The organism is Nocardioides silvaticus (assembly GCF_003160695.1).
GTDB classification, from domain to species: Bacteria; Actinomycetota; Actinomycetes; order Propionibacteriales; family Nocardioidaceae; genus Nocardioides; species Nocardioides silvaticus.
This window is the reverse complement of record NZ_QGDD01000002.1, coordinates 113,864-139,754: the sequence shown is the minus strand read 5'-3', so window position 1 is coordinate 139,754 and position 25,891 is coordinate 113,864. Positions and strand designations below refer to the sequence as shown.

Here is a 25,891-nt window from a genome sequence, read left to right as displayed (position 1 = left end):
CGCACCGAGGGCCGGACGCGGATGAGGATCGTCGTCATCGGGGGCGGCCTCGGGGGCCTCGCCTCCGCGGCCCGGCTCGCGAAGCTCGGGCACCAGGTCGTGCTCCTCGAGGCCGCGGCGACCCTCGGCGGCGCCCTCGGCGCGGTCAGCGAGGGCGGCTACACCTGGGACGGGTCAGCGACCTCGACCCTGCTGCCCGCGGCCCTCCGCGACCTGTTCCGCAAGTCCGGGCGGCCGCTGGAGACCGAGCTCGGCGGCGAGCTCGAGCCGCTCGAGGTGATCACCGAGCACCGGTTCGAGGACCGCACCTCGGTCAAGGTCCCCGGCGGGTCGCGCGCCGCGCAGATCGCGGCGTTCGACGAGCTCGGACCCGGCCTCGGCGAGGCGTGGGCGCGCCACGTCGAGACCTACGCGCCCGTGTGGGAGGTGCTGCGCAAGGAGTACGTCGAGGTGCCGTGGGACCCTCGGGACGTCTCCAAGGACCTCGACTCGCTCCTCAACACCCGGGAGACCCTGCACAAGCGACTGCGCCGCGACTTCCGCGACGACCGGCTCGGCCTGGTCGCAGGTCACCGTGCTGTCGCCGAGGGCCACGACCTGCGGAACGTGCCGGCGTGGGTGGGTGTCTCCAACTACCTCGAGCAGTGCTTCGGCGCCTGGCGGGTCCCTGGCGGGATGGCGCGGCTGGCCGAGCTGCTGACCGCCCGGCTGGAGACCCGCGGCGTCACGGTCCTCACCGGCACCGCGGCGCGCGACCTCGTCGTGCGCGGAGGCCGGGTGGCCGCGGTGTCGGTCGAGAGCGGCGACATCGACGTCGACGCGGTCGTCGTCGCGGTCGACCCGCGGCGGCTGCCGGCACTCGCTCCGCTCGTCGAGCGCACCATGCCGGCGATCCCCCCGGTCGTCGCGCACCTCGGCCTGGTCGGCGAGCTGCCCGACCTCCCACCCGAGCTGGTGCTGCACGCCGATCCCCAGATCGTCATCCGCACCGGTGGCTCCGCGCCCGAGGGCGGCACGGCCTGGACCCTCCACGGCCGCGGCAAGCTCGCCGAGGACATCCTCGACGCCCTCGCCCGGCACAAGATCGACGTGCGCGAGCAGGTCGTCACCCGCATCGACCTCTCACCGCGCGACCTCGTCGAGCAGTGGAACGGTTCCCCCTGCGGTGTGCTGTGGCAGGGCCGCGCCACCATCCGCCACCGGCTGGGGCCGACGACGCCGATCGACGGCGTCTACGCCGCCGGCGCGCACGCCGCGCCCGGGGCGGGCATCCCGTTCGTCGCCCAGTCGGCCGCGCTCGTCGCGCAGGTCATCGGCCCCGCGAAGTAGTAGCCCGCGTCAGACGGTGATCCGGAGCGCCTCGAAGATCTCCAGCGTCGCCTTGGAGCGGTTGAGCGTATAGAAGTGCAGACCCGGCGCGCCGCCGGCGAGCAGCTCCTCGCACAGCTCGGCGGCGAGCTTGATGCCCTCGGCGCGGACGTCGGCCGGGTCCGGCCCGGCCGCGCTGATGCGCTCGACGACCTCCTCGGGGACCGAGGTGCCGATGAGCTCGCCCTGCCGGCGGATCGCGTTGAGGTTCAGGATCGGCATGATGCCCGGCAGGATCGGGATGTCGACGCCACGGGCGCGGACGCGCTCCACGAGCGCGAAGTAGTCGGAGGCGCGGAAGAACATCTGGGTGACCGCGAACTCCGCGCCCGCCCGGGCCTTCGCCACCAGCCGGTCGGCGTCGACGTCGAGCGACTCCGCATTGGGGTGGCCCTCCGGGAAGGCGGCCACGCCGATCCGGAAGTCCCCTCGCGAGCGGGCCAGCTCGACCAGGTCGAGTGCGTAGTTGAGCCCGCCCTCGGTGGACGTCCACTCGGCCCGCGGGCCCTCCTGCGGGTCGCCGCGCAGCGCCATCACGTGGAAGACGCCCTCGGCCGCGTAGGCGTCGAGGATCCCCTCGAGCTCCTCACGGGTGTGGCCGACGCAGGTCAGGTGGGCGATCGGCACCAGCGAGGTCTCCCGGGCGATCCGACCGGTGATGCCGATGGTCTTGTCGCGGGTGCCGCCGCCGGCGCCGTACGTCACCGAGACGAACGTCGGGCGGTACGGCTCGAGGGCACGGATGGCGTTCCAGAGCTGCTCCTCGCCCGCCTCGTCCTTCGGCGGGAAGAACTCGAACGAGAACGAGCGCTCGCCCTCGCGCAGGATGTCGCCGAGGGAGCGGCCGCGACCGGTAGTCATGAGCCGGAGTTTAAAGGTCGCCGCGCCGCCCGGATGCGAGTACCCGACAGGCGGTCAATAGAGTCGGCCACGTGACCGGGCAGGCGTGGGAACAGGGCGACCAGGACCAGTTCCGGTCCGAGCTGCAGGCGGCCATCGACGCCTTCCTCGACGAGCAGGCCGACCGGCTGACCCCGCTCGGTGACGACGCCGGCCGCCTGGTCGCCGAGGGCCGGACCGCGGTCAGCGGCGGCAAGCGGTTCCGGGGCGCGTTCTGCTACTGGGGCTTCCGCGCTGCCGCGCGCGAGGAGTACGACGAGCGCGCGGTCCTCCGCGCCGCCGCCTCCCTCGAGCTCCTGCACGCCAGCGCCCTCGTCCACGACGACCTGATGGACGCCTCCGACACCCGGCGCGGCCGGCCCGCCACTCACCGCGGCTTCGCGGCGCTGCACCAGCAGCAGGGCTGGCCCGGCGACCCCGAGCAGTACGGCGCCTCCGCCGCCATCCTGCTCGGCGACCTGCTGCTGTCGTGGTCGGACGAGCTCCTCCGCCGCTGCGGCCTGCCGTGGGACCGGGTCGGTCCTGCGCTCGAGGTCCTCGACGCCTGCCGGTCCGAGGTCGTCGCCGGTCAGTTCCTCGACGTCTCCGTCCAGGCGCGCGGCCGCGCGAGCGTCGACGACGCGATGACGGTGCTGCGCTACAAGTCGGCCAAGTACTCCGTCGAGCGCCCGCTCCACGTGGGCGCCGCCCTCGCCGGCGCCGGTCCCGAGACGCTGACGGCGCTCACCTCGTTCGGCCTGCCGCTCGGCGAGGCGTTCCAGCTCCGCGACGACCTGCTCGGTGTCTTCGGCGACCCGGCCACGACCGGCAAGCCTGCCGGCGACGACCTGGTCGAGGGCAAGCGGACGGTGCTCGTCGCGCTCGCGCTCGAGTCCGCTCCGGCCGCGGACGCCGCCCGCCTCGACGCCGCGCTCGGGACCGCGCTGACCGAGGAGGAGATCGTCGAGCTGCGCGGGATCATCGCCCACGCCGGGGCGCACGCGCGCGTGGAGGGCATGATCGACGACCTCGCCCGGCGCGCGGTCGCGAGCCTCGCCGACGCCCGGGCGGCCGTGGGGCTCGACGAGCACGCGTGCGCGGTGCTCGAGGGGCTGGCCGCCGCCGCCACCCGACGGGTGCTCTGAGCCCTCGGGCAGCCCCGGAAGGGCTCAGTCCAGCGACTCGATGCCGGTGTCGTCGGGACCCGGCCCGCGCAGCAGCACCTCGAGGGCCGGCTCGCCGTCCGCCTGCCGGCCGAGGACCTTGCAGACCCGCTCGAAGGCCTCCGGCTTCGCGCGAGCCAGGCTCCCCCAGCCGTCCCACAGCAGGACGGTGTCCTTCGGGAGGTCGCGGAGGCAGTCGCGCAGCGCGTCGAGGTTGCCGCCGTAGTGGTCGGGGAAGGAGAGCGCCTCGCCGATCGCGCCGAGGACCTCCTTCTTGCTCTCCAGCGCGACGCCGTCCACGTAGCCGAACGTCCAGCCCGCGTGCTCGACCGCGTGCTGGACGTCCGGGACGTGGAGGGAGCTGTGCCAACGGTGGACGCCGGCGTCGTGCCGGCCCGCCAGAACCCCTGCGAGGCCGCTCATGCCGGCCCCCTGGTGCGCGTGTCTTCCTGGCTCATCTCCGGATCACCTCGAACGACTCGTAGTGGTCTTCGGTCCAGTAGAGCTCGCCCTCGGCCCCGCCGATGATCCGACGCGCGCCGCGGTCGTCCGACCCGGGCGTCTCCACCGTGTACTCCCGGTAATAGCCGTCGTACCGGCCCGGAAGCAACCCCTCGTAGTTGTGGAAGGTGCTGCCGTCGGCGGCGTAGGGGAACGGCCCGCCCGCGTCGATCAGCTGCAGCGTGTCCGCCGCCTCGGGCGGCAGGTCGGCCAGGTCGACGTACGGCAGCCCGCCGGCCTCGTCGGTCCGCGGGGGCACGCTGCTCGACGACGAGACGGTGGTCGAGGGCCGGGCGGCGTCGTCGCCGGAGTCCTCGCCGTCGCCCGCCTGCAGCCACCAGACGAAGACGGTGAGCACGACGACCGCGACCGTGCCGAGGACGCTGGTCGTCCGGCCCCTCATGTCAGAGCGCCAGGGCCTGGGCGCGCCGGCGCACCTCCCGGCCACGGTTCTCCCGCAGCGCGTCGATCGGACGCCCCGGCAGGTCGGCGTCGAGGAAGATCCAGGCGATGCACTCGCGGTCGTCGAAGCCGTTGTCGTGCAGGAGGGTCAGCAGCCCGGGCAGGCCCTTCACCGGCAGCCCGTCCTCGTCGAGGAAGAGGGCGGGGACCATGGGCGGCTGCCCCGGGGCGGGCACCGCCGAGGCGAGCTGGTGGTCGCGCACCATCGTGCGGACCTTCGCGGGAGTGACACCGATGACCTCGCCGGCGGCGCTCCAGTCGAGCCATTCGTCGACGAGCGCGGCGAGGTCGTGGTCGGCCAGCCGAGGTGCGGATTCGCTCATGTGGTCATCAAACCAGCCGTCGGCGTGGTTGCCAGGGGCGGTGCCGGGCCCCACGTATCCTTGGGCTCCGGTCACTTCCCCGGCCGGAGCACCGCAGATTGCACAGGAGGGTCGCTGTGCACGAAGACACGCACGACCGCGGCACGCGGCCGCGCGACGCGGCAACCCCCGACGGCACCGCCTCCGACCCCCACGTCGGGCGGCTCCTCGACCGCCGCTACCGGATCGGTCCCCGGATCGCGCGTGGCGGAATGGCATCGGTCTACGAGGCGCACGACATCCGTCTCGACCGCGCGGTCGCGGTCAAGATCATGCACGCCGGTCTCGGTGACGCGACCACGGGCGACGAGGAGTTCGCGGCACGGTTCGTGCGCGAGGCACGGGCCGCGGCGAAGCTGTCGCACCCCAACGTGGTCTCCGTCTACGACCAGGGCGAGGACGCGGGCACCGTGTTCCTGGCGATGGAGCTGGTGCCGGGGCACACGCTCCGGGACACCATCACCAAGGAAGCGCCGATGTCGCCCGAGCGGGCGTTGGCGATCCTCGACCCGGTGCTCTCCGCGCTCGCGTCCGCCCACCGCGCCGGGCTGGTCCACCGCGACGTCAAGCCGGAGAACGTGCTCATCGCCGACGACGGCCGGATCAAGGTCGCCGACTTCGGCCTGGCGCGGGCGGTCGGCGCCGAGACCCAGCACACGGCGACCGGCGGCGTGCTCATCGGCACCGTCTCCTACCTCGCCCCCGAGCTGGTGGTCGACGGCAAGGCCGACGCCCGGGCCGACGTCTACGCGGCCGGCGTGATCCTCTACGAGCTGCTGACCGGCCACAAGCCGCACCAGGGCGAGTCCCCGATCGCGGTCGCCTACAAGCACGTCCACGAGGACGTCCCGGCGCCGTCGGCGGAGGTCCCCGGCATCCCGGCGTACGTCGACGCGCTGGTCGCGCGCGCCACGACCCGCGACCGGTCGCTCCGGCCGTCGGACGCGGGCGTGCTGCTCCACCACGCGCACCGGGTCACCCACGCCCTCCACGAGGGCGTCCGCGAGGACGCCGACCTGGTCGCCGACCTGCTGCCCGCGGGCACCCGTCCGGCGCCCGCCGAGGGCGAGGAGGGCGACGACACGATGCCGGAGCCGATGACCGAGCTCTGGGACGAGTCGAGCACGACCAGGCTCGAGACGATGCTGCCTCCCCTGCCCCCGGTGAAGCGCGCCCCGCCGGCGCCGCCGCGCCCCGACCCCGGTGCGGTCGACCCAGCCGACCCCGGCGAGCCGGGCCAGCCCCGGCCGCGCCGCGGCCGCCGCGGACTCGCCCTCCTGCTGGTCGCCGCCCTCGTCGCGGCGATCGCGGGCGGCAGCGCCTACTGGTTCGGGTGGGCGCGCTACACCACCACGCCCAGCGTCGCCGGTCTCACCGAGGCCGAGGCCGTGGAGAAGATCGAGGACGCCGGCCTCGAAGTCGACTACGCCGAGGCGGCGTACTCGACGACCGTCGACGAGGGCGACGTCATCCGCAGCGACCCCGGTCCCGGTGAGCGGATCCTGCCCGGCGACGAGGTCGCCCTGACCCTCTCGCTGGGCGAGGAGGTGCACGACCTCCCCGACCTCCGCGGCAAGACGGTCGACGAGGCCACCGCGCTGCTGGCGGAGAACAAGCTCGTGGTCGGCAAGACCAAGGAGGCCTGGTCCGAGCGGGTGCCCGAGGGGCGCGTCATCAGCACCGACCCGGAGTTCGGCACCAAGAAGGCGCGGGACCTGCCCGTCAACGCCGTCGTCAACCTGGTGGTGAGCCAGGGACGTCGCCCGCTGAAGGTCGGCGACTGGGTCGGCAAGAGCTTCGAGGAGGCGCAGGCGACCCTGGAGGACCGTGGCCTGGTGGTCGAGGTCGCCGGGCGCGAGAACAGCGACACGATCGCCGAGGGCGACGTGATCAGCCACGAGCCCCGCGGCGGCACGCTGTTCAAGGGCGACCAGGTCGCCTTCGTCGTCTCGGAGGGCCCCGAGCTGATCGAGGTGCCGCGGGTGTTCTACGAGCCGACCGACGAGGCGGTCGCCGAGCTCGAGGACCTCGGGTTCGAGGTGGAGATCGAGCACGCTCCCGTCTACTTCACCGGCGAGCGGGCCTACAACACGGACCCGCCGGCGGGCACCATGGCCCCCAGGGGCAGCACGATCACGCTGTTCGTCGTGTGACCGAATCGTGACCGGATCGGCACGTCCGGATCGTGATTCCGGGGGTCCCGTCAGCGGCGCCGCACCTACGCTCGGCTTCCATGGTCGTGGTCATGGCGCCGGACGCAACGGCGGAGGACGTTGCGCACGTCGTCGAGAAGGTCGAGGCCGTCGGTGGCAAGGCCTTCGTCTCCCAGGGCGTCGACCGGACGATCATCGGGCTGGTCGGTGACGTCGACAGCTTCCACGGCCTGAACCTGCGCACCCTGCGGGGCGTCGCGGCCGTGCACCGGATCTCCGATCCCTACAAGCTGGTCAGCCGCCAGCACCACCCCGACCGCTCGACCGTGTGGGTCGGCAAGCCCGGCCGCCAGGTGCCGGTCGGGCCGGGCACGTTCACGTTCATCGCCGGGCCGTGCGCGGTCGAGTCCCCCGAGCAGACGCTCGAAGCGGCGACCATGGCCAAGGCCGCGGGCGCGTCGCTGCTGCGCGGTGGCGCCTACAAGCCGCGCACGTCGCCGTACGCCTTCCAGGGGCTGGGCCGCCGCGGACTCGACATCCTCGCCGCCGTGGGCGAGGCGACCGGGCTGCCGATCGTCACCGAGGTCGTGGACGCCCGCGACGTGGCGGAGGTCGCCGAGCAGGCCGACATGCTGCAGATCGGCACCCGCAACATGGCCAACTTCGGGCTGCTCCAAGCCGCCGGCGAGTCCGGCAAGCCGGTGCTGCTGAAGCGGGGCATGACCGCGACGATCGAGGAGTGGCTGATGGCGGCGGAGTACGTCGCGCAGCGTGGCAACCTCGACGTCGTGCTCTGCGAACGGGGCATCCGCACGTTCGAGCCGGCGACCCGCAACACCCTCGACATCTCGGCGGTGCCGATCGTGCAGACCGCCAGCCACCTGCCGGTGATCGTCGACCCCTCGCACGCCTCGGGCCGCAAGGACCTGGTCGTCCCGCTGTCGCGGGCGGCGATCGCGGTAGGCGCCGACGGCATCATCGTCGACGTCCACCCGGACCCCGAGGTCGCGCTCTGCGACGGTCCGCAGGCGCTGCACGGGCCCGACCTGCGGGCGCTGGCCCAGGCGGTACGCCAGATCCCGCCGCTCGTCGGGCGCGGTCCTGCAGAGGCAGCGCCCGGCGGCGCCCCGGGATAGGCTCACCCGGCCCAGGAACGAAGGGGTCGCACAAGTGGAAGCAAGGTTCTGCACGCAGTGCGGACACCAGCTCGGCATCGGCCGGTACTGCACCAACTGCGGTGCGCGCATCACCGTGCCCTCCAACAGCGGGCCCTCCCCCGTCGGCCCCGACCTCGCCCCGGCACCCTCGGCCCGCTACCCGCTCTTCGCCGACGCCGAGCAGCCGCCGGTTGCCGCCCCGCCGCCGGTTCACCCGCACGTCGTACCGCCGGCGCCCGATCCGGCGTACGACGCCGACCCCGCCCCGCGGCGCCGGTCGGCCGTGCCCTGGCTGGTCGCTCTGCTCGTGGTGGCCGTCGTCGCCACTGTCGGTGCCGCCCTCCTCGTCCTGGTCCCCTCCGGCGACGACGAGGCGGCCGACCGCACCGACCGCGACCGCGGTCAGCAAGCGCCGCAGCAGGCGGAGCCGGACGAGACGGACGAGGCAGGCGAGCCAGACGAGGGCGACGACGACGAGGAGCCGGACGCCCCCGGCTCGGTGCTCGCGCCGGCCGACATCGTGGTCCCCGCGACCGCTCCGCCCAGCGTCGACGGCCAGGGCCGGCGGGTGACCTTCACCGCGGGCAACATGGTCGACGCCGACCCCAGCACCAGCTGGCGGATGGCCGGCGACGGCAGCGGCGCGGTCGTCACCCTCGTGTTCGACGCCCCCGTCACCGTGACCGAGGTCGGCCTCGTCAACGGCTACGCCAAGAAGGACCCGCCGCACGACTGGTACGCCGGCAACCGGCGCATCACCGAGGTCGTCTGGGTCTTCGACGACGGCACCGAGGTCGAGCAGGACCTCGACGAGGAGCGGACGCTGCAGACGACACCCGTCGACGCGGTGGAGACGACGACGGTCGAGCTGCGCATCGTGGAGGTCACCGCGCCGGGCAGCGGCCCCGACGCCCGCGACTACACGGCCATCAGCGACGTCCGGATCACCGGCCAGGAGTAGCCCGGTCGTCGAGTAGGCCGAGCGCCCTGGCGCGAGGCCGTATCGAGACGCCCACCGGCCGAACGCCCGCCGAGACCGCTGATCGCCCCAGGCGGCGAGCACCTCACGGCGTCTCGATACGTCGCTCGCTGCGCTCGCTTCCTACTCGACGACCGAACCGGCTGGTCGTAGAGAAAGCCGAACGCCCCAGCGCAAGGCCGTATCGAGACGCCCACCGGCCGAACCCCCGCCGCAACCACCGATCCCCCCAAGGCGGCGGACACCTCACGGCGTCTCGATACGTCGCTCGCTGCGCTCGCTTCCTACTCGACGTCCGAACCGGCCGGTCGTACAGCAAGCCGAACGCCCCGGCGCAAGGCCGAGTCGAGACGCCCACCGGCCGAACCCCCGCCGCAACCACCGATCCCCCAAAGGCGGCGGACACCTCACGGCGTCTCGATACGTCGCTCGCTGCGCTCGCCTCCTACTCGACGACCGAACCGGCCGGTCGTACAGCAAGCCGAACGCCCCGGCGCAAGGCCGAGTCGAGACGCCCACCGGCCGAACCCCCGCCGCAACCAACGATCCCCAAGGCGGCGGACACCCCACGGCGTCTCGATACGTCGCTCGCTGCGCTCGCTTCCTACTCGACGACCGAACCGGCTGGTCGTAGAGCAAGCCGAACGCCCCGGCGCAAGGCCGAGTCGAGACGCCCACCGGCCGAACCCCCGCCGCAACCAACGATCCCCAAGGCGGCGGACACCTCACGGCGTCTCGATACGTCGCTCGCTGCGCTCGCTTCCTACTCGACGACCGAACCGGCTGGTCGTAGAGCAAGCCGAACGCCCCGGCGCAAGGCCGTATCGAGACGCCCACCGGCCGAACGCCCGCCGAGACCGCTGATCGCCCCAGGCTCCAGGCAAGTCGCGGCGTCGGCAACCCGGCTCAAAGGCAGGCGAGCGCCTTCGCCGCGACCTCTACGTCGGCCCGCGTGACGTCGAGGTGGGTGACCAGCCGCACGGTCCGGGCGCCCACGGCACCGGCGAGGACGCCGGCCTCGCGGGCCGCGGTCACGAACGCCGCGGCGTCGGGCCGCTCGAAGGTGACGATGTTGGTGTCGACGGTCTGCGGGTCGACGCCACAGGCCTCGGCCAACAGCCGGGCGTGGGCGTGGTCGTCGGCGAGGCGCTCGACGTGGTGGTCGAGCGCGTGGAGGCCGGCCGCGGCGAGGATCCCGACCTGCCGCATGCCGCCCCCGAGGCGCTTGCGGCGCACCCGTGCCTCCGCGACGAGCGCCTCCCGGCCGACGACGAGCGAGCCCACGGGGGCGCCGAGGCCCTTCGACAGGCACACGCAGACCACGTCGGCCACGGCGCCGTACTCCGCCAGCGGGACGCCGGTCGCCACGTGCGCGTTCCAGATCCGGGCGCCGTCGAGGTGGACCGCGGCGCCGCGGGCGTCGGCGAACGCCCGGAGGTCGGCCAGCTCGTCGAGCGGGAGCACCGCGCCGCCAGCGAAGTTGTGGGTGTTCTCGACGGAGATCGCCGCGGTGGGCACGAAGAACGGGCCGAGGTCGGGGGCGAAGAGCTCCTGGATCGCCTCGAGGTCGACCCGTCCGCGGGGGTGCGACCAGGTGCGCATGGTGATGCCGCTGACCGCGCCGTGGGCGCCGAGCTCGGCACGAGCGATGTGGGCGCGGGACTCGCAGAGCACCTCCTGCCCGGGCGGCACGAGCAGTCCCACGCCGAGCACGTTGGCCATCGACCCGGTCGGGGTGAACAGCGCTGCCTCGTGGCCGAGCAGGCCCGCGACCCGCTCCTCGAGCGCGCGAACGGTCGGGTCCTCGCCGTAGACGTCGTCGCCGACGTCGGCGCGCGCCATGGCAGCGCGCATCGCCTCGGTCGGGCGGGTGATCGTGTCGGAGCGGAGGTCGATCATCACGGCGCGTGGGGGTCAGGCCCGGCGCAGCATCTCCGCGACGAGGAAGGCCATCTCGAGCGACTGCACCCGGTTGAGGCGCGGGTCGACGACCGACTCGTAGCGGTGGGCCAGGCCGTGCTCGTCGAGCTCCTCGCCGCCGCCGATGATCTCGGTGACGTCGTCGCCGGTGTTCTCGACGAGGATGCCGGCCGGCACCGTGCCCAGGGCGCGGTGCACGTCGAAGAAGCCCTGGACCTCGTCGAGGACGTCCTCGAAGCGCCGGGTCTTGTAGCCGTTGGACGCCTCGAAGGTGTTGCCGTGCATCGCATCGCACACCCACGCGACGTTCACGCCCTCGGCCGTCACCTTCTCGACCAGCGGCGGCAGCCCGTCACGGATCTTGCCCGCGCCGAACCGGGTGATGAACGTCAGCCGGCCGGCCTCGTTGGCCGGGTTGAGCTTCGCCGCGAGGGCCAGCGCCTCGTCGGCGGTCGCGGTCGGTCCCAGCTTGCAGCCGATCGGGTTGTTGATGTGGCTGAAGTACTCCACGTGCGCACCGTCGAGCTGACGGGTGCGCTCGCCGATCCACACCATGTGGCCGGACACGTTGTAGGGCGTGTCGGTGCGGGAGTCGATGCGGGTCATCGCGTGCTCGTACTCGAGCAGCAGCGCCTCGTGGGAGGAGTAGAAGTCGACCCGGTGGAACTCGTCGGGGTTGGCGCCGATGGCCTTCATGAACGTCAGCGCGCGGTCGATCTCGGCCGCCATCGCCTCGTAGTGCTGGCCCACGGGCGAGTTGCGGACGAACTCGGAGTTCCACGTGTGCACCTGGCGCAGGTCGGCGTAGCCACCGGTGGTGAACGCGCGCACGAGGTTCAGCGTCGAGGCGGAGGCGTGGTAGACGTCGAGCAGCCGCTGCGGGTCGGGGCGCCGGGAGTCCGGGGTGAAGTCGAATCCGTTGACCGCGTCGCCCCGGTAGGCGGGCAGCGTCAGCTGCGATCCGTCGGGCAGGGTGCGGGTCTCGCTGTCGGAGGAGCGCGGCTTGGCGTACTGGCCGGCCAGCCGGCCGACCTTCACGACCGGGACCGAGGCGGCGTAGGTCAGCACGACCGCCATCTGCAGCAGCACCCGGAGCTTGTTGCGGACGTTGTCGGCGGTGGCGTCGACGAACGTCTCCGCGCAGTCACCGCCCTGGAGGAGGAAAGCCTCGCCGCGGCTCGCCGCGGCGATCTTCGCCTTCAGCTCGTCGCACTCCCCCGCAAACACCAGCGGCGGAAGCGTCCGCAGCCGGTCGACGGCGGCGGCGAGTGCCGCCGGGTCGTCGTACGTCGGCTGCTGCGCGGCGCCGAGGGCGTGCAGCTGCTCGAGGGTGGGGATCTGCGTCACCCTCCAAGGGTACGGCGAAGCGCGCGCCCGGTCGTTATCGCGGGTCGTCCGTGGGATCGATGTCCATGTGGTCGAGGTCGGCGAACCCGTCGTCGCCCTGGTTGGTCGCGCGGTTGACGAGCAGCGTCACCAGCCACAGCACCAGACCGATCGCCAGCAGCCCTCCCGCGATCTGGTAGACGATCCCGTCGCGGTCGACCCACGGCCCGGCCAGGTAGAGACACAGGACGGCCGCGACCGGCGGCACGACCGCGGGGGCGGTGAAGAACGACTTGGAGTGGTCGGCGCGCTTCCGCTTGAGCACGAGGCAGGAGACGTTGACGATCGCGAAGACCGAGAGCAGCAGCAACGAGGTGGTGGCACTGAGGTTGGCCACGATGTTGCCGTCGGGATCGCTGGTGACGTACCAGATCAGCAGCAGCGCCAGGACCGTGGTGAACGCGATGCCCGCCCAGGGCGTCCGCCGACCGGGCAGCACCGCGGCGAGGTGCCGCGGCAGCACCCGCTGGCGGGCCATGCCGTAGATCAGCCGGCTGGCCATCAGCATGTTGATCAGCGCGGTGTTGGCGACCGCGAAGACGGCCAGGAAGGGGAAGACCTTGTCGATCGGGAAGTCCGGCGAGCCGATGCCGACCACTTCGACCAGGGCAGCGCCCTCGGACTGATAGATCTCCTCGAGCTGCGACTCCGACAGCACGCTCACCACCGAGATCGCCACCAGCATGTAGAACAGCACGGCGATGCCGAGCCCGAGGAACATCGTGCGCGGGAAGATCCGCTCGGGGTCCTTGGTCTCCTCGACCATGTTGACCGAGTCCTCGAACCCGACCATGGAGAAGAACGCGACCGACGTCGCGGCGGTGACCGCGAAGACCAGCCCCATGTCCTGGTAGTCGTCGAACCGCAGCAGCTCGCCCATGTCGGCGTCACCACGTCCGATGACCGCGAACCCCACACCGATCACGATGCACAGCGCCGTCATCTCGACGAGGGTGAGCACGACGTTGAACTTCACGCTCTCCCCCACGCCGCGCAGGTTGATCAGCGCCAGCAGGACCATGAAGCCCATCGCCACCGCCGTCTGCACCCCGGTGCCGGGCACGTCCATCCAGCCGTTGACGTCGAGGCCGGCGAAGAAGTTCTGGGCGAGGGTGGCTGCGGACGTGGACGCGCTGGTGATGCCGGAGCAGACGACGGCGAAGGCGACGATGAACGTGATGAGATGGATCCCGAACGCCTTGTGGGCGTAGAGGGCGGCGCCGGCCGCCGCGGGGTACTTCGTGACCAGCTCGAGGTAGGAGAAGGCCGTGAGCACGGCGACCACGAACGCGAGCAGGAACGGCAGCCACAGGACGCCGCCGACGTAGCCGGCCATCTGGCCGGTGACGGCGTAGACGCCGGCTCCGAGGATGTCGCCGACGATGAAGAGAAGGAGGAGCCACGGCCCCAGCACCCGCTTGAGCTGGTGCGGCTCCTGGTCCGCCGGTGCCTGGTCGGTGGAGGTCGTCGCGGTCATCGCAACTCCTTTGCTGGTCTAGTCCACCCCTGTAGGAGGACCATCCCGCACGGTTCCCCATTTGTGGGGGATCAGACCGCGTGTCCCCGCGTCAGGACGGCGACCGGACGACCCAGTGCGGCCGGGTCGGAGGCCAGGTCACCGTCGACGACGAGGAGGTCGGCGTCGTAACCCGCGGCCAGCCGGCCGGTCACGTCCCCCACGCCGCACGCGTCGGCCGCCCCCGACGTGCCCGCCGCCAGCGCCTCGGCGACCGGGTAGCCGCTGCGCACGAGGTCGCCCACTGCCAGCCAGGCGTTGCCGTGCGCCTTCAGCGGCATCGCACCCGCGTCGACGCCCGGTACGACGCGGATCCCATGGGCGCGCATCCGGCGCACCAGCTCGAACCTGCTCGTGAACATCGTCTTGCGGTCCATCCCGAAGCGCTCCATGAGCTCACCGATCTGCGGCGGAGGCGGTGGGAGCAGCTCGACCATCGCCAGGTCGCTGCCCATGGTGGGATCGACCAGGATGGCCTTCTGGGCCACCCGCTCGAGCACCGCGTCGGGGATCGCGGGTCCCTCCTCGGAGACACCGGTGAAGTGCTCGATGCCGTCGACGCCGGCGTCGATCGCCACCTCGGTGCCCCTCAACGAGTGTGCGTGCGCCAGCACCTGCAACCCCGCCTCGTGCGCGGCCTCGACCACCACGCGGAGCTCGCGGACGGCGTACTGCGTGCCGAGCATGTCGGTGCCGGGCGTGAGGAACCCTCCGCTCGCCATCACCTTGACCACGTCGACCCCGCGGTCGCGGTGCTCGGTCACGGCGCGTCGCAGCTCCTCCGGTGTCGCAGCAGTGCAACCCAGGAAGTGACAGTGCCCCTGGGGCGTCGTGATCGGTGGCCCCGCCGTCAGGATCCTCGGACTGCCGGGCGCGCGCCGGTCACGGAACGCGAGCGTGCGGTAGTCACGGTCCCCGAGGTCACGAACCGTGGTCACGCCGTGGGCGGCCTGCGCGGCCAGTGAGCGCTCGATCTGCGCATCGATCTCCTCGGGCGACTGTGCGCCGACCGCCTCGAGCGCGCCGACCGCCCCGCTGGACACCAGGTGGACGTGCGCGTCGACGAGGCCGGGTAGCAGCGTCCCGGCGTACGACGAGACGGGGCAGTCCTCGGGCAACGGGAACCCACCCGCCTCCACTCCCACGATGCGCTCCCCCTCGACGAGCACGGTCGCGCCACCCGGCACGAACCGGGTGCCGTCGAAGGCGTGGTCTGCCCGAAGGGCGAACATGCTTCGAGTGTGGTGCCCGGCGGACCGGGCTGTCATCGGCCGATCGGCGTAGCGACGGCCGGACCGTCAGCCGAAGAAGACCTGCGCCTCGGCGTACTCCTCGGGCGTGACCAGCTTGAGCTCGCCGGTGCCCTCGATGAGCGGCACCCGGACGATGTCCTTGCCGCGCAGCGCGACCATCACGCCGAACTCGCCGTCGGCGACCGCGCTGATGGCCTGGAGCCCGAACCGGGTGGCCAGCCAGCGGTCGAACGCCGTGGGCGTGCCGCCCCGCTGCACGTGGCCGAGCACCACGGCGCGGGCCTCGGCGCCGGTGCGCTCCTCGATCTCCTTGGCCAGCCGGTCGCCGATGCCGCCGAGCCGCACGTGCCCGAACGCGTCGACGTCGCCGCTCTGCAGGGTCATGCCGCTGCCGTCGCGCGGCACCGCGCCCTCGGAGACCACGAGGATCGGCGCGAAGCGCGACTCGAACCGCTGCTGGACGAGGGCGCACACCTCCTCGATGTCGAAGGGCTGCTCGGGGATCAGCACGATGTTGGCCCCGCCGGCGATGCCGGAGTGCAGCGCGATCCAGCCCGCGTGGCGGCCCATGACCTCCACGACCAGCACCCGGTGGTGCGACTCGGCGGTGGTGTGCAGCCGGTCGATCGCCTCGGTCGCGATGTTGACCGCGGTGTCGAAGCCGAACGTGAAGTCGGTGCCGGACAGGTCGTTGTCGATGGTCTTCGGCACGCCCACGACGTCGACGCCCAGCTCCGCCAGCTTGGTGGCGACGCCGAGGGTGTCCTCCCCGCCGATCGCGACGAGCGCGTCGACGCCCTCGGCGGCCAGGTTGTCCTTGATGCGCTGCACCCCGTCGTCGACCTTGAAGGGGTTGGTGCGGGACGAGCCGAGGATGGTGCCGCCGCGCGGCAGGATGCCGCGGCACTCGGCGATGCCGAGCGGCATCGTCACCCCCTCCAGCGGACCCCGCCACCCGTCGCGGAAGCCCACGAACTCGAAGCCGTGCTCCTTGACCCCCTTGCGCACGACGGCGCGGATCACCGCGTTCAGGCCGGGGCAGTCGCCCCCTCCGGTCAGTACTCCGACTCGCATGGGTCGACCCTATCTATTGGAACGTTCCAGCGGAACGGTCGCTACGGTGCGGACATGACCTTCTCGATCGTTGCCCGGTCCGCCGACGGCGAGTCCTGGGGTGTCGCCGTCGCCTCGAAGTTCCTCGCGGTCGGCTCCGCCGTTCCCGCCGCGGTCGCCGGGGTCGGCGCCATCGCCACCCAGGCCTGGGCGAACGTCGCCTACAAGGGGCTGGCGCTGGCCCACCTGGACGAGGGCGCGACCGCGTCGATCGCCGTCCAGCGGTTGGTCGAGGAGGACGAGGGCCGCGAGCACCGCCAGGTCGGGATCGTCGACGTCGACGGCGGGGCCGCGACCTACACCGGGCCCGCGTGCCTGGACTGGGCGGGCGGCCTCACCGGCGACGGGTTCGCGGTCCAGGGCAACATCCTCACCGGTCCGGAGGTCGTCGAGGCGATGCGCGACGCGTTCGAGGCGAGCGACCCCGAGCTGCCGCTCGCGCGCCGGCTGCTGGCCGCGCTCGCGGCCGGCGACGCGGCCGGCGGCGACAGCCGCGGCCGCCAGTCAGCGGCGCTCCTGGTCGTCAAGGAGGGCGCGGGCTACGGCGGCTTCGACGACGTCGCCGTCGACCTCCGCATCGACGACCACGAGGAGCCGATCCCCGAGCTCGAGCGGCTGCTCGGCCTCCACGAGGCGCTCAGCCCCGACGTCCCCGAGGAGGAGCGGGTCCCGGACACCCCGGAGCTGATGGACGAGCTCGACGCCCGGGCCCGGTCGCTGGGGCACCTCCACTTCGCCGCGTGGCTGGGCACCAACAACCTCGAGGCGTACGGCGGCGAGGGCTGGACGGCCGCGACCGTCATCGAGCAGCTGCGAGAAGCGACGCCGGACTGGGAGAAGTAGCCGCTACTTCTCGAGCTTCTCGTAGGCGGCCTGGGCAGCGTCCCGCTCTGCCGTCGCGGTCCGCAGCGCGGCGGCTGCCTCGTCGCGGACGTCCTCGGCGTCACCGAGCTCGTCGTCGACCTCGTCGAGCTCCGACTCGGCGTCGGCCACCCGGCGCCGCAGCTCGTCGAGCTCGGCCTGGAGCTGGAGCGAGCGCGCCGAGAGCCGGTCGACGTCGGCCGCGGCCTCCTCGTGCGCGGCAGCGGCCTCGTCGTACGCCGTCGCGGCCTGGTCCCGCCGCTCCCGGGCAGCCGAGCGTGCCTTGGCGGCGGCGTCCGGGTCGGGGACCACCCGCAGGTCCGGCGGCCCGGGCTCGGGTGCCTCGCGCGCGGTCGCGGTGAACCCGAGCGCCTCCGGAACGGCGAGAGCGGCGGCCAGCTCGGCCTCGTCGACCGGGTCGACGCCGGTGGTGCTCAGCGGGGCGATGAGCAGGCCGCTGCGCACCGCGCGCCCGCACTCGGCGTCGACCATCGCTGCCGTGAGCGTCGCCTCGACCTGGTCGGCGACGGCCTGGGTGACCTTGTGGCCGGCCTCGGCCGCCAACGAACGGGCCTGCTGGGTGACCGCCGCCGTGACCTGGCGGCGCTGCTTGGTCAGGGTGCGGAGCTCGCCGGCCGACATCGCCGCCTGCGCCTCCCGGAGGGCGGCACCGACGTTGAGCAGCTGGTCGACCTGGCCGGCCTCGCGTCGGACGAGCAGGTTGACGACCCAGGCCGCGAGGCCCGGCTTCTTCAGGGCCTTGACCGGCGCGGCCAGGTCGGTGCCCTTGAGCTCCTTGGCACGGGCGTCCCGGGCGGCGGTGAACTCTCCCGGCGTCAGCGCGTAGAGCTCGTCGGCGATCTCGAGCAGCTCCTCACTCATCGAGGCCCTGCTCGATCGCGTAGCGGGTCAGCTCGACCCGGTTGTGGAGCTGCAGCTTGCGCAGGGTGTTCTGCACGTGGTTCTGGACGGTGCGGTGCGAGAGCACCAGCCGCTCGGCGATCTGCTTGTAGGACATGCCCTTGGCGACCATCTTGAGCACCTCGGTCTCGCGCTCGGTGAGCTGCTCCCCCGGCGGCGCGGCGGGCCCGGGGTCCTGCGCCATCCGGCGGAACTCGCCGAGGACCAGGCCGGCGAGGCCCGGGGTGAAGACGCTGTCGCCCGCACTCACCCGCCGCACCGCGGCGATCAGCTCCTCGCGCGACGCGGACTTCACGAGGTAGCCGGTCGCGCCGGCCTTCACCGCCTCGAGCACGTCGTCCTGCTCGCCCGACGCGGACAGGATCAGCACCCGTGCCGACGGGTCCTCGCGGAGGACCGTGGCGGTCACCTCGACCCCGTTGGGCGGTGGGATCTGGAGGTCCAGGACGACCACCTGCGGTCGCGTCGCCCGGAACCGGGTGACCGCCTCGGTGCCGGTCGCCGCGGTGGCGACGACCGAGAGCCCGGCGGCCTCGAGGTCGGCGACGACGGCGTCGCGCCACATCGGGTGGTCGTCGACGACCATCACCCGCAGCCGAGTCCCCTCGTCCTCGCGGTCCATGGACGGTGACCCTACTCAGGCAGCCGGTGGAACCGGCCACGTCGGTGCAGCAGCGGCGGGTCGACCTCGTCGCCGACGGACACCTCGTCGATGCGCACGTGGACCTCCGTCGACCAGCCCACGGTCCGCTCACCGGCCAGGCTCACGAACGCATGCGTGGTCGTCGCCGCCAGCAACGGGCCGTACGACGTCGGGGTGAACTCCGCCTGCCGGAAGGGCCCACCGGGCGCGGGGGCGGTGCCGGCGAAGGCCTCGGCGAGCTGCCGGTCGCGCCAGGAGAGCAGCTGCACGACCGCCCGGCCGGTCGCGTCGAGCTCGACGAGCAGGTCGCTGTCGGGGTCGAGCAGCGCCAGCAGGCCGGGCTCGGGGCCGAGGACCACCATCAGCGAGGTCACCGTGAGCCCGGCGCGGCTCGCGCCCTCGCCCGCGGTCCACAGGGTCACCCCGCCGCCGACGCGGCCCCGGAACCGGCGCGCCGGGTCGGGGTCGGGATCGGCGAATGGGTGGCCGGTGTGGATCGTCACGGCGCCTCCGACCTGGGCACCACGAGCTCCCACTCGGTGCCGAACGAGCCGGTGCTGAGCGCCGCCGTGCCTCCGAGGTCGCGGAGGCGACCCTCGATCGACTCGCTGACCCCGAGCCGGCCCTCGGACCTGGCCACGGCCAGCCGCCCCTCGGGGATCCCGTCGCCGTCGTCGCGCACCGAGACCGAGACCCGGTCGCCCAGGTCCTCGAGCAGCACCCACGCCGGCGCGTCGACGCCGACGTGCCGGTCGACGTTGTCGAGGCACGCGCGGACCACGGCCACCAGCTCGGCGACGACCGGAGCCGGCAGCTCGACCGGCCCTCCGGGCAGCGCGACCTCCACGCCCGGCCGCAGGTCGAGCCCGCTCAGCGCCGCGGCCAGGTCGGCGGTGGCAGCGCCACCCGGCCCGCCCGACCCGTCCTCGGCCGACACCCGGTCCTGGGTGCGGATCAGCGTCCGCAGCACCTGCTCCTGCTCCCCCGCCAGCCGGCCGAGCTCGGCCGCCTCGCCGCCGAGCTCCGCACCGCGGCGCTGGACCAGCGCGAGCACCTGGAGGACGCCGTCGTGCACGACCCGGGCGAGACGGGCGCGCTCACCGGCCGCTGCGGCCTCCCGCTCGGCCCGGTCGCGCTCGGCTGCCATCTGCTGCAGCTGCTCGGCGAGGTAGCCGACGATCGGCCCGCCGATCGCGATGAGGAACAGGTTGGCGTAGTTGCCCTGGTCGAGGTCGGACCGGATCAGCCAGTCGGTCGCGGCGAGCAGCAGCGACGCCGCGAGACCGCCGCGCCAGCCGTAGCGCACCGCCCAGGCGAGCATCGCGCCCATGATCCAGAAGCCCGGGATGGTGGCGTTGAACCACTCGCCCTTCACCACCGGCGTCACCGCCATCAGCCCGACGGCGACGGCGAGGTCGGCGACCAGCAGCCGCACGGTGCGGCGGATCGGCTTGGCGTAGGTGGCGATCGCGTAGACCGTCCAGCCGACCATGACGCCGACACAGGTCCAGCCTGCGACCGGGTGGTCGAAGTTGTTGCGGACGCCGGCCAGGACGACGGCGTTGACGAGCACCACGACGCGCAGCACGGCCAGCGCGCGGAACATCCGGTCCTCGACGGCGACCACCGCGCGGATCGTCGTACCGGTCATGGCCCGGTCACTGCGTCAGGCAGCGGGCTTGCGCTGCTCGTCGCCCTTCGCGGAGTCGGCCTTCTTGGACTCCTCCTTGGCGCGGGTGGCGTACATGTCGACGTACTCCTGGCCCGAGAGCCGCATGATCTCGTACATGATCTCGTCGGTGATCGACCGGAGGATGAAGCGGTCGTTCTCCATGCCCGCGTAGCGGGAGAAGTCGAGCGGCTTGCCGAACCGGACGTGCGGGCGCGTCCACCGGCCGAACTTCTTGCCGGGAGGCGCGACCACGTCGGTGCCGACGACGGCCACCGGCACGACCGGGACGCCGGTCTCGAGCGCGAGGCGGGCGATGCCGGTCTTGCCGCGGTAGAGCCGGCCGTCGTGCGACCGCGTGCCCTCGGGGTAGATCCCGAACAGCTCGCCCTCGCCGAGCACCTTCTTGGCGGACAGCAGCGCCCCGGCCGCGGCGTCGGCGCCGGCGCGGTCGATCGGGATGTTGCCGGTGCCCGAGAAGAACGTCTTCTGCAGCCAGCCCTTGATGCCCGGGGTGGTGAAGTACTCCGCCTTCGCCACGAAGCTCACCTTGCGCGGCACGACCAGCGGCATGAACAGCCAGTCGGCGTAGGACAGGTGGTTGCTGGCGAGGATCGCGGGGCCCTCGGCCGGCACGTGGTCGACCCCGTCGGCGTACGGCCGGAACACCAGCTTGAGCAACGGCCCGAGCGCGACGAACTTGAGGAACCAGTAGAACACCCCGACACACCTTTCCCCGAGACCGACCGCGCCCAGCCTAGTGCCTCCGCGGAAGCCCCCGACACTGGTGCACAATCGCGCCATGACCCGGAACGCCGAGCACGACCCGCTGACCGTCGACGCCCGTCCCGAGCTGACCGGCGGGCGCCGGATCGGGGTGCTGCTGAGCCACGGGTTCACAGGCTCGCCGGTCTCGATGCGGCCGTGGGGGCGGGCGCTCGCCGAGAAGGGGTACGGCGTGCGCGTGCCGCTGCTTCCCGGCCACGCGACCACGTGGCAGGACCTCAACACGAAGACCTGGGACGACTGGTACGGCACCCTCAACGCCGAGCTCGACGCCCTGGTCGCCGAGCACGACGCGGTCGTCGTCGGCGGGCTCTCGATGGGCGGCGCCCTGGTGCTCCGCCTCGCCGCCGACCGCGGAGAGGAGATCTCCGGTGTGATGGTCGTGAACCCGGCGGTGGCCACCAAGCGGCTCGACGTGAAGGCGCTGCCGGTCATGAAGCACCTGGTCGCGTCGTTCCCGGGGATCGCCAACGACATCAAGCTGCCGGGCGTCGAGGAGCACGGCTACACCCGGACCCCACTCAAGGCCATCCACTCGCTGATCCGTTCGTGGAAGCCGCTGGTCGCCGACCTGCCGAACGTGAAGGCTCCGCTGATCTACTTCCGCTCGGCCGTCGACCACGTCGTCGACGAGGCGTCGCAGCCGATCATCCTCGAGGGCGTGTCGTCGACCGACGTCGAGCTGGTGCCGTTGCCGGAGTCCTTCCACGTCGCGACGCTCGACAACGACGCACCGACCATCTTCGAGCGGTCCGCAGAGTTCGTCGCCCGCGTCACCGCCGCTTAGCCACCGCGTACATTGGGGGCATGGCCCGCGAGGACGACCAGGAGTCGGCTGACCTGGCTCGCGAGCGCGAGCTGGAGTGGCAGCAGATCGTCGAGAACTTCGGCGAGCGTGCCGTCCTCGATCCCGAGGACGTGGCCCCGGTCGAGCCCGAGCCCGTGGGGTTCGAGCGTGAGGACGACGACGAGCCGTCTGCGGGCGACCAGGTCCCCCTCGACGAGGAGTTCGTCCCTCCGACCCCACCGCCGCTGCCGCGGCCCCCGCTCGACCGGCTGCTGGCCTGGTGCGGCGTGTTCGGCGTTCCTGCGCTGGTGCTGGTCTGCATCGTCGCGGGCATCAGCGTGCCGTCGTGGTTCGGCCTGCTGCTCGCCGCGGCGTTCGTCGGCGGGTTCGGCTACTTGGTGATGAAGATGTCCGACGAGCCGCGCGACCCCTGGGACGACGGCGCGGTCCTCTGACCTCAGTCACCGGCCGCAGCGAGGAGCGCTGCGCCGACGGCACCCGCCTCCGGCCCGAACCGGGTGGGGACCAGCGTGGGCAGGTCGCGGTGGGAGGTGCCTTGGAGCGCGCCGCCGAGGGCGCGACGGGCGGGCTCGAGCAGGAGGTCGCCGACCGCGGAGACGCCGCCGCCGATGACGACCCGCTCGGGGTCGAGGGCCGAGACCAGGCCGGCGGCGCCGACGCCCAGCCAGGTGCCGACCGTCGCGAAGGCCTCGAGCGCGACGGGATCGCCGGCCCGGGCCAGGGCCGCCACCTCGGGGCCGTCGAGGTGGGAGCCGAGGGCGACCCGGGTGACCCGCTCGAGAGCGCGCCCGCTGCAGTACTGCTCCCAGCACCCGCGCAGGCCGCACTCGCACGGCAGCCCGTCGGGCACGACCTGGACGTGACCGAACTCGCCGGCCATCCCGTTCGCACCCCGCACGACGTGGCCGTCGACGACGACCGCGCCGCCGATGCCGGTGCCGACCGTGATGAGCAGGGCGAAGTCGACCCCGCGCAGGGCGCCGGCGTCGAGCTCGGCCCGCGCTGCGCAGTTCGCGTCGTTGTCCAGCACCACCGGCACCCCGATCCGCTCGGCGAGGCGGTCGCGCACCGGTGCGTCCCGCCACGGCAGGTGGGCGGCGAACCGCACCCGGCGGCCCTCGCGGTCGACGAGACCGGCTGCGGAGACGCCGACGCCGGCCAGCGGCCGGCCGTCGGCGACGTCCGCCACCGCTCGAGCGACAGCCGCCTCGACCTCGGCATCGGCAGCCGTCCGGCCGGGCATCGGCACCTGGGCGGACCGGGCGACGGCGACGTCGGCGCCCGCACCGGTGAGCTCGACGGCGAGCACCTTGGTGCCGCCGACGTCGACCCCGACGTGCACTTGTCCGGACCTAGGAACGGGCCAGGTCGGCGGCACCGATGACGCCGGCACGGGTGCCGAGCTCGGCCGGTCGCACCTCGGCCTGGGGCCGGTAGCCGCGACCGGTCAGGTGGCGGCCGAACGACTCGCGGATCGGCCCGAGCAGCAGCTCGCCCGCCTCGCTGACGCCACCGCCGATGACGATCACCCTCGGGTCCAGGACAGCGACGAGGGAGGCGATCCCGTAGCCCAGCCAGTCGCCGAGCTGGCGGAGCTGCTCGATCGCGAACGGGTCGCCGTCCTGGGCGGCCGCGGTGATCAGCGGGCCCGTGATCGCGTCGGCGTCACCGCCGGCGCGCTCGAGCAGGTCCTTGGCGAGCAGCGACGAGCCGATGGCGGCCTCACGGGTCTCCTTGACCAGCGCCGAGCCCGATCCGTACTGCTCGAAGCAGCCGTGGTTGCCGCACCCGCAGAGCCGCCCGTCGCGCACCAGGCCGAGGTGGCCGATCTCCGCTCCGACGCCGTACCCCCCGCGGAGCAGGCGGCCGCCGATGATCACGCCGCCGCCGACCCCGGTGCCGACGGTGACCATCAGCTGGTCGTCGACGTCGCGCCCGGCGCCGAAGCGGAACTCCCCCCAGGCGGCGGCGTTGGCGTCGTTCTCGATCGTGACCGGCAGGCCGGTCAGCCGGGCCAGCTCGGAGCCCAGCGGCTCGTCGCGCCAGGCGATGTTGGGGGCGAACAGCACCGTGGAGCGGTCGGCGTCGATGTAACCGGCTGCCCCCACGCCCACCGCGGTGACGGGGTGCTTGGCCGCGAGGTCGGCGACGAGGGAGGCGACCGTCGACTCGATCGCCTCCGGGTCGGTCGCCGGCGACTCCACGCGCGCCTCGTCGATGATCGCGCCCTCGGCGTCGACCACCGCACCGGCGATCTTGGTGCCGCCGATGTCGATGCCGCAGGTGACGTCCCTGTCGTCGGTGTGGTCAGCCATGGGTCACCCGTCCGAGCCGTCGGTGTCTTCGAGATCGATGTGTTCCACCGCCTGGCTCCGCTGCGGCGCGCCGGGGTCGGCCGGGGGCACCGTCTCGAGGACGCCCGCAGCAGCCTGCAGGAGCGAGGTCGCGGCGGTGAGCAGGTGGTTCCGCACCTCCGGCGAGGTCTCGCGCACCGCGTGCACGACGCGGCACACGGGGCAGTACCTGCACTCGGCGCTGCCGGTCGCGATGTGGTCGTTGACCTCCTTGGCCAGGGATGCGGCCTGGTCGGCGAGCCCGCCGATGCCGCCGCCGGCCTCGGCCCCTTGCTGGCGGGCCATGTCGGCCAGCGCGCCGAAGAGCTTCGCGGCCTCCTCGCCGACGGAGCCCACGGAGGGCTGCTCGGGACCCGGCGTGTCCTGCGGGTCCTGCGGATCGCTCACGTCGCCCCTCCCTCGTCCGGTCCTGTGGTCGGCTCCGACTCCCGGAACCGCACCTGCAGCTCACCGTCCTCGACCCGGGCCCCGGCGACCCGGAGCCGCGCGAGCCCGGCAGGGAGCGTGAGCAGCCGGCGGGAGGAGCCTACGGTGACCACGAGCTCGTCTCCGTTCCGGGCGAGGCCGACCTCGGCACGGGTGACGAACGGCAGTGCCAGGTGGACCACCGCTGCGCCGGCGTCGTCGCGGGTCACCCGGAACGGGCCGTCGCCCTCCGGCACGGCCAACGGGTCGTCGTCGCCGTACAGCCGCGTGGCGAGGTCGGTCAGGGCGGGTACGCCGACCGGCTCGGCCGACCAGTACTCCGAGCGCCAGGCCGGCAGCCCCGCGAACGACTGGTCGACCTCCTTGAGGACCGTCTGCTGGGCGTCGACCCACCCGGCGCGCCAGGCGTCGCCGTCGCCGGCAGGGAAGACCCGGTTGGCGATGACGCCGTCGACCCGGTAGCCGAAGAGGGAGAGGCTCGTGTAGGCCCGGCGCGCCTCGGCGAGGACGACGTTCTCCGGGGTCAGCACCAGCCGGACCGAGGCGTCCGGCCCGGAGAGCAGCGCGTGCACCTCGTCGAGCTCGGCGTGCAGCCGGGTGATCGCGTCGAAGACGCTGTCACCGGGCATCGGAACCCCGGCGGCCCGGGTGAGCACCGGCCGCAGCGCCTTGACCAGGCGGCGCTGGATCGGCAGCAGCCGCTCCATGTACCAGCCCAGCGCCTCCGGCAGCGCGAGCAGCCGGAGCGTTTCCGCAGTCGGGGCGCAGTCGACGACGATGACGTCCCACTGCCCGGAGCGCGCGTGCAGGCGCAGCTCGAGGAGCGCGAGGACCTCCTCGGCACCGGGGATGACCGTCATCTCCTCGGCAGCGACCGGATCCATCCCGGCTGCGTCGAGGACCGAGAGCAGGTAGCGCTGGATGTCGGCCCAGGACTGCTCGAAGCGCAGCTGGGCGTCGACCTGCTGCACGAACAGCCGGTCCGCGATCTCGGTCGGCTCGGCGCCGATGGGCGCGGGTCCCTCGGCGGTCGAGCGGGTCGCGACGCCGTAGGCGTCGGCGAGGGAGTGCGCCGCGTCGGTGGACAGCACCAATGTCCGGTGCCCCGCCGCGGCGGCGAGCGCGGCCGTGCCGGCGGCGACGGTCGACTTGCCGACGCCGCCCTTTCCCGTGAAGAGGACGATGCGCACGCCTGAGCTCCGCTGCCGGGC

Annotated in this window: 24 protein-coding genes and 1 pseudogene; 7 read left to right on the top strand and 18 right to left on the bottom strand. The window is 73.1% G+C overall.

What is annotated here, in order from left to right; genetic code table 11:
• Positions 1 to 21 precede the first annotated feature (21 nt).
• Entirely contained in the window at positions 22 to 1,329 is a 1,308-nt protein-coding gene (locus DJ010_RS05505; RefSeq protein ID WP_109692654.1) for a phytoene desaturase family protein, read from the top strand.
• A gap of 9 nt (positions 1,330 to 1,338) precedes the next feature.
• Here DJ010_RS05505 and metF read toward each other — a convergent pair whose 3' ends face one another.
• Entirely contained in the window at positions 1,339 to 2,229 is an 891-nt protein-coding gene (gene metF / locus DJ010_RS05500; protein ID WP_109692653.1) for a methylenetetrahydrofolate reductase [NAD(P)H], read from the bottom strand.
• A gap of 71 nt (positions 2,230 to 2,300) precedes the next feature.
• Between metF and DJ010_RS05495 the strand changes: the two genes are divergently transcribed.
• Complete coding sequence (locus DJ010_RS05495) at positions 2,301 to 3,392, top strand: polyprenyl synthetase family protein (RefSeq protein WP_109692652.1); 1,092 nt, start codon at positions 2,301 to 2,303, stop codon at positions 3,390 to 3,392.
• A gap of 24 nt (positions 3,393 to 3,416) precedes the next feature.
• On the opposite strand, the gene DJ010_RS05490 is transcribed toward DJ010_RS05495, so the two are convergent.
• From DJ010_RS05490 to DJ010_RS05480, 3 genes are read right to left on the bottom strand one after another with little or no spacing between them, the layout of a single operon-like run.
• A complete protein-coding gene (locus tag DJ010_RS05490) occupies positions 3,417 to 3,833 on the bottom strand; it encodes a barstar family protein (protein ID WP_109692651.1) in 417 nt (138 codons plus the stop codon).
• A gap of 31 nt (positions 3,834 to 3,864) precedes the next feature.
• Positions 3,865 to 4,314: a guanyl-specific ribonuclease gene (locus tag DJ010_RS05485; protein ID WP_109692650.1), complete on the bottom strand. Its 450-nt coding sequence runs from the start codon at positions 4,312 to 4,314 to the stop codon at positions 3,865 to 3,867.
• 1 nt (position 4,315) lies between these two features.
• Positions 4,316 to 4,696 carry an Rv2175c family DNA-binding protein gene (locus tag DJ010_RS05480; RefSeq protein ID WP_109692649.1) on the bottom strand — a complete coding sequence of 127 codons (381 nt, stop codon included), beginning with the start codon at positions 4,694 to 4,696 and terminating at the stop codon, positions 4,316 to 4,318.
• A 116-nt stretch (positions 4,697 to 4,812) separates the two neighbouring features.
• Here DJ010_RS05480 and pknB point away from each other — a divergent pair, with 116 nt between their 5' ends.
• The 3 genes from pknB to DJ010_RS05465 all read left to right on the top strand — a co-directional run bounded on the left by pknB (position 4,813) and on the right by DJ010_RS05465 (position 9,006).
• Positions 4,813 to 6,888 (top strand): Stk1 family PASTA domain-containing Ser/Thr kinase, encoded by a 2,076-nt coding sequence (pknB, locus tag DJ010_RS05475; protein ID WP_245927244.1) that lies wholly within the window; start codon positions 4,813 to 4,815, stop codon positions 6,886 to 6,888.
• 92 nt (positions 6,889 to 6,980) lie between these two features.
• The gene (gene aroF / locus DJ010_RS05470) at positions 6,981 to 8,024 is read left to right on the top strand and encodes a 3-deoxy-7-phosphoheptulonate synthase (RefSeq protein WP_245927243.1); all 1,044 of its coding nucleotides are present in this window, start codon (positions 6,981 to 6,983) and stop codon (positions 8,022 to 8,024) included.
• A gap of 34 nt (positions 8,025 to 8,058) precedes the next feature.
• A complete protein-coding gene (locus DJ010_RS05465) occupies positions 8,059 to 9,006 on the top strand; it encodes a zinc ribbon domain-containing protein (RefSeq protein WP_109692647.1) in 948 nt (315 codons plus the stop codon).
• 924 nt (positions 9,007 to 9,930) lie between these two features.
• On the opposite strand, the gene DJ010_RS05460 is transcribed toward DJ010_RS05465, so the two are convergent.
• The 5 genes from DJ010_RS05460 to DJ010_RS05440 form a co-directional block, all read right to left on the bottom strand.
• On the bottom strand, positions 9,931 to 10,923 hold the full coding sequence (locus tag DJ010_RS05460) for a threonine aldolase family protein (protein ID WP_109692646.1): 993 nt from the start codon (positions 10,921 to 10,923) through the stop codon (positions 9,931 to 9,933).
• 15 nt (positions 10,924 to 10,938) lie between these two features.
• On the bottom strand, positions 10,939 to 12,291 hold the full coding sequence (locus DJ010_RS05455; protein WP_109692645.1) for a class II 3-deoxy-7-phosphoheptulonate synthase: 1,353 nt from the start codon (positions 12,289 to 12,291) through the stop codon (positions 10,939 to 10,941).
• A gap of 34 nt (positions 12,292 to 12,325) precedes the next feature.
• Positions 12,326 to 13,807, bottom strand: coding sequence for an APC family permease (locus DJ010_RS05450; RefSeq protein ID WP_109692644.1), 1,482 nt, complete (start codon positions 13,805 to 13,807; stop codon positions 12,326 to 12,328).
• A gap of 71 nt (positions 13,808 to 13,878) precedes the next feature.
• Positions 13,879 to 15,078 carry an amidohydrolase family protein gene (locus DJ010_RS05445; RefSeq protein WP_158282942.1) on the bottom strand — a complete coding sequence of 400 codons (1,200 nt, stop codon included), beginning with the start codon at positions 15,076 to 15,078 and terminating at the stop codon, positions 13,879 to 13,881.
• A gap of 66 nt (positions 15,079 to 15,144) precedes the next feature.
• Positions 15,145 to 16,173, bottom strand: a complete 1,029-nt coding sequence (locus tag DJ010_RS05440) for a 6-phosphofructokinase (RefSeq protein WP_109692642.1) — start codon at positions 16,171 to 16,173, stop codon at positions 15,145 to 15,147.
• Positions 16,174 to 16,227: 54 nt separating this feature from the next.
• Here DJ010_RS05440 and DJ010_RS05435 point away from each other — a divergent pair, with 54 nt between their 5' ends.
• A complete protein-coding gene (locus DJ010_RS05435; RefSeq protein WP_109692641.1) occupies positions 16,228 to 17,055 on the top strand; it encodes a DUF1028 domain-containing protein in 828 nt (275 codons plus the stop codon).
• A 3-nt stretch (positions 17,056 to 17,058) separates the two neighbouring features.
• Here the strand turns inward: DJ010_RS05435 and DJ010_RS05430 are convergent, their stop codons facing one another.
• The 5 genes from DJ010_RS05430 to DJ010_RS05410 are packed head-to-tail and all read right to left on the bottom strand — an operon-like array spanning position 17,059 to position 21,026.
• Entirely contained in the window at positions 17,059 to 17,955 is an 897-nt protein-coding gene (locus tag DJ010_RS05430) for a hypothetical protein (protein WP_109692640.1), read from the bottom strand.
• Positions 17,948 to 18,616, bottom strand: a complete 669-nt coding sequence (locus tag DJ010_RS05425) for a response regulator (RefSeq protein ID WP_109692639.1) — start codon at positions 18,614 to 18,616, stop codon at positions 17,948 to 17,950. Before DJ010_RS05425 ends, DJ010_RS05430 begins: the two co-directional genes overlap by 8 nt.
• An 11-nt stretch (positions 18,617 to 18,627) precedes the next feature.
• The gene (locus DJ010_RS05420) at positions 18,628 to 19,140 is read right to left on the bottom strand and encodes a flavin reductase family protein (RefSeq protein WP_109692638.1); all 513 of its coding nucleotides are present in this window, start codon (positions 19,138 to 19,140) and stop codon (positions 18,628 to 18,630) included.
• Positions 19,137 to 20,288 carry a MacS family sensor histidine kinase gene (gene macS / locus DJ010_RS05415; protein ID WP_109692637.1) on the bottom strand — a complete coding sequence of 384 codons (1,152 nt, stop codon included), beginning with the start codon at positions 20,286 to 20,288 and terminating at the stop codon, positions 19,137 to 19,139. Before macS ends, DJ010_RS05420 begins: the two co-directional genes overlap by 4 nt.
• Positions 20,289 to 20,303: 15 nt before the next feature.
• Positions 20,304 to 21,026, bottom strand: coding sequence for a lysophospholipid acyltransferase family protein (locus tag DJ010_RS05410; RefSeq protein WP_245927242.1), 723 nt, complete (start codon positions 21,024 to 21,026; stop codon positions 20,304 to 20,306).
• 82 nt (positions 21,027 to 21,108) lie between these two features.
• Between DJ010_RS05410 and DJ010_RS05405 the strand changes: the two genes are divergently transcribed.
• Positions 21,109 to 21,879 (top strand): alpha/beta hydrolase, encoded by a 771-nt coding sequence (locus DJ010_RS05405; RefSeq protein WP_109692635.1) that lies wholly within the window; start codon positions 21,109 to 21,111, stop codon positions 21,877 to 21,879.
• A 333-nt stretch (positions 21,880 to 22,212) separates the two neighbouring features.
• Here the strand turns inward: DJ010_RS05405 and DJ010_RS05395 are convergent.
• The 4 genes and pseudogenes from DJ010_RS05395 to DJ010_RS05380 all read right to left on the bottom strand — a co-directional run bounded on the left by DJ010_RS05395 (position 22,213) and on the right by DJ010_RS05380 (position 25,870).
• Positions 22,213 to 23,242: pseudogene (locus DJ010_RS05395) on the bottom strand (ROK family protein).
• A gap of 10 nt (positions 23,243 to 23,252) precedes the next feature.
• On the bottom strand, positions 23,253 to 24,215 hold the full coding sequence (locus DJ010_RS05390) for an ROK family glucokinase (RefSeq protein ID WP_109692632.1): 963 nt from the start codon (positions 24,213 to 24,215) through the stop codon (positions 23,253 to 23,255).
• Between the two features lie 3 nt (positions 24,216 to 24,218).
• Entirely contained in the window at positions 24,219 to 24,641 is a 423-nt protein-coding gene (locus DJ010_RS05385; RefSeq protein ID WP_109692631.1) for a hypothetical protein, read from the bottom strand.
• On the bottom strand, positions 24,638 to 25,870 hold the full coding sequence (locus DJ010_RS05380) for an ArsA family ATPase (protein WP_109692630.1): 1,233 nt from the start codon (positions 25,868 to 25,870) through the stop codon (positions 24,638 to 24,640). The genes DJ010_RS05385 and DJ010_RS05380 overlap by 4 nt, the downstream gene beginning before the upstream one ends.
• Between the last annotated feature and the right edge of the window lie 21 nt (positions 25,871 to 25,891).

Excerpts from the sequence above, each read along its gene's own strand:
- DJ010_RS05505 (WP_109692654.1), top strand. The coding sequence starts at position 22 with ATGAGGATCGTCGTCATCGGGGGCGGCCTCGGGGGCCTCGCCTCCGCG.
- metF (WP_109692653.1), bottom strand. The coding sequence starts at position 2,229 with ATGACTACCGGTCGCGGCCGCTCCCTCGGCGACATCCTGCGCGAGGGC.
- DJ010_RS05490 (WP_109692651.1), bottom strand. The coding sequence starts at position 3,833 with ATGAGCGGCCTCGCAGGGGTTCTGGCGGGCCGGCACGACGCCGGCGTC.
- DJ010_RS05485 (WP_109692650.1), bottom strand. The coding sequence starts at position 4,314 with ATGAGGGGCCGGACGACCAGCGTCCTCGGCACGGTCGCGGTCGTCGTG.
- DJ010_RS05480 (WP_109692649.1), bottom strand. The coding sequence starts at position 4,696 with ATGAGCGAATCCGCACCTCGGCTGGCCGACCACGACCTCGCCGCGCTC.
- aroF (WP_245927243.1), top strand. The coding sequence starts at position 6,981 with ATGGCGCCGGACGCAACGGCGGAGGACGTTGCGCACGTCGTCGAGAAG.
- DJ010_RS05460 (WP_109692646.1), bottom strand. The coding sequence starts at position 10,923 with ATGATCGACCTCCGCTCCGACACGATCACCCGCCCGACCGAGGCGATG.
- DJ010_RS05450 (WP_109692644.1), bottom strand. The coding sequence starts at position 13,807 with ATGACCGCGACGACCTCCACCGACCAGGCACCGGCGGACCAGGAGCCG.
- DJ010_RS05445 (WP_158282942.1), bottom strand. The coding sequence starts at position 15,078 with ATGTTCGCCCTTCGGGCAGACCACGCCTTCGACGGCACCCGGTTCGTG.
- DJ010_RS05440 (WP_109692642.1), bottom strand. The coding sequence starts at position 16,173 with ATGCGAGTCGGAGTACTGACCGGAGGGGGCGACTGCCCCGGCCTGAAC.
- DJ010_RS05435 (WP_109692641.1), top strand. The coding sequence starts at position 16,228 with ATGACCTTCTCGATCGTTGCCCGGTCCGCCGACGGCGAGTCCTGGGGT.
- DJ010_RS05430 (WP_109692640.1), bottom strand. The coding sequence starts at position 17,955 with ATGAGTGAGGAGCTGCTCGAGATCGCCGACGAGCTCTACGCGCTGACG.
- DJ010_RS05425 (WP_109692639.1), bottom strand. The coding sequence starts at position 18,616 with ATGGACCGCGAGGACGAGGGGACTCGGCTGCGGGTGATGGTCGTCGAC.
- macS (WP_109692637.1), bottom strand. The coding sequence starts at position 20,288 with ATGACCGGTACGACGATCCGCGCGGTGGTCGCCGTCGAGGACCGGATG.
- DJ010_RS05405 (WP_109692635.1), top strand. The coding sequence starts at position 21,109 with ATGACCCGGAACGCCGAGCACGACCCGCTGACCGTCGACGCCCGTCCC.
- DJ010_RS05390 (WP_109692632.1), bottom strand. The coding sequence starts at position 24,215 with ATGGCTGACCACACCGACGACAGGGACGTCACCTGCGGCATCGACATC.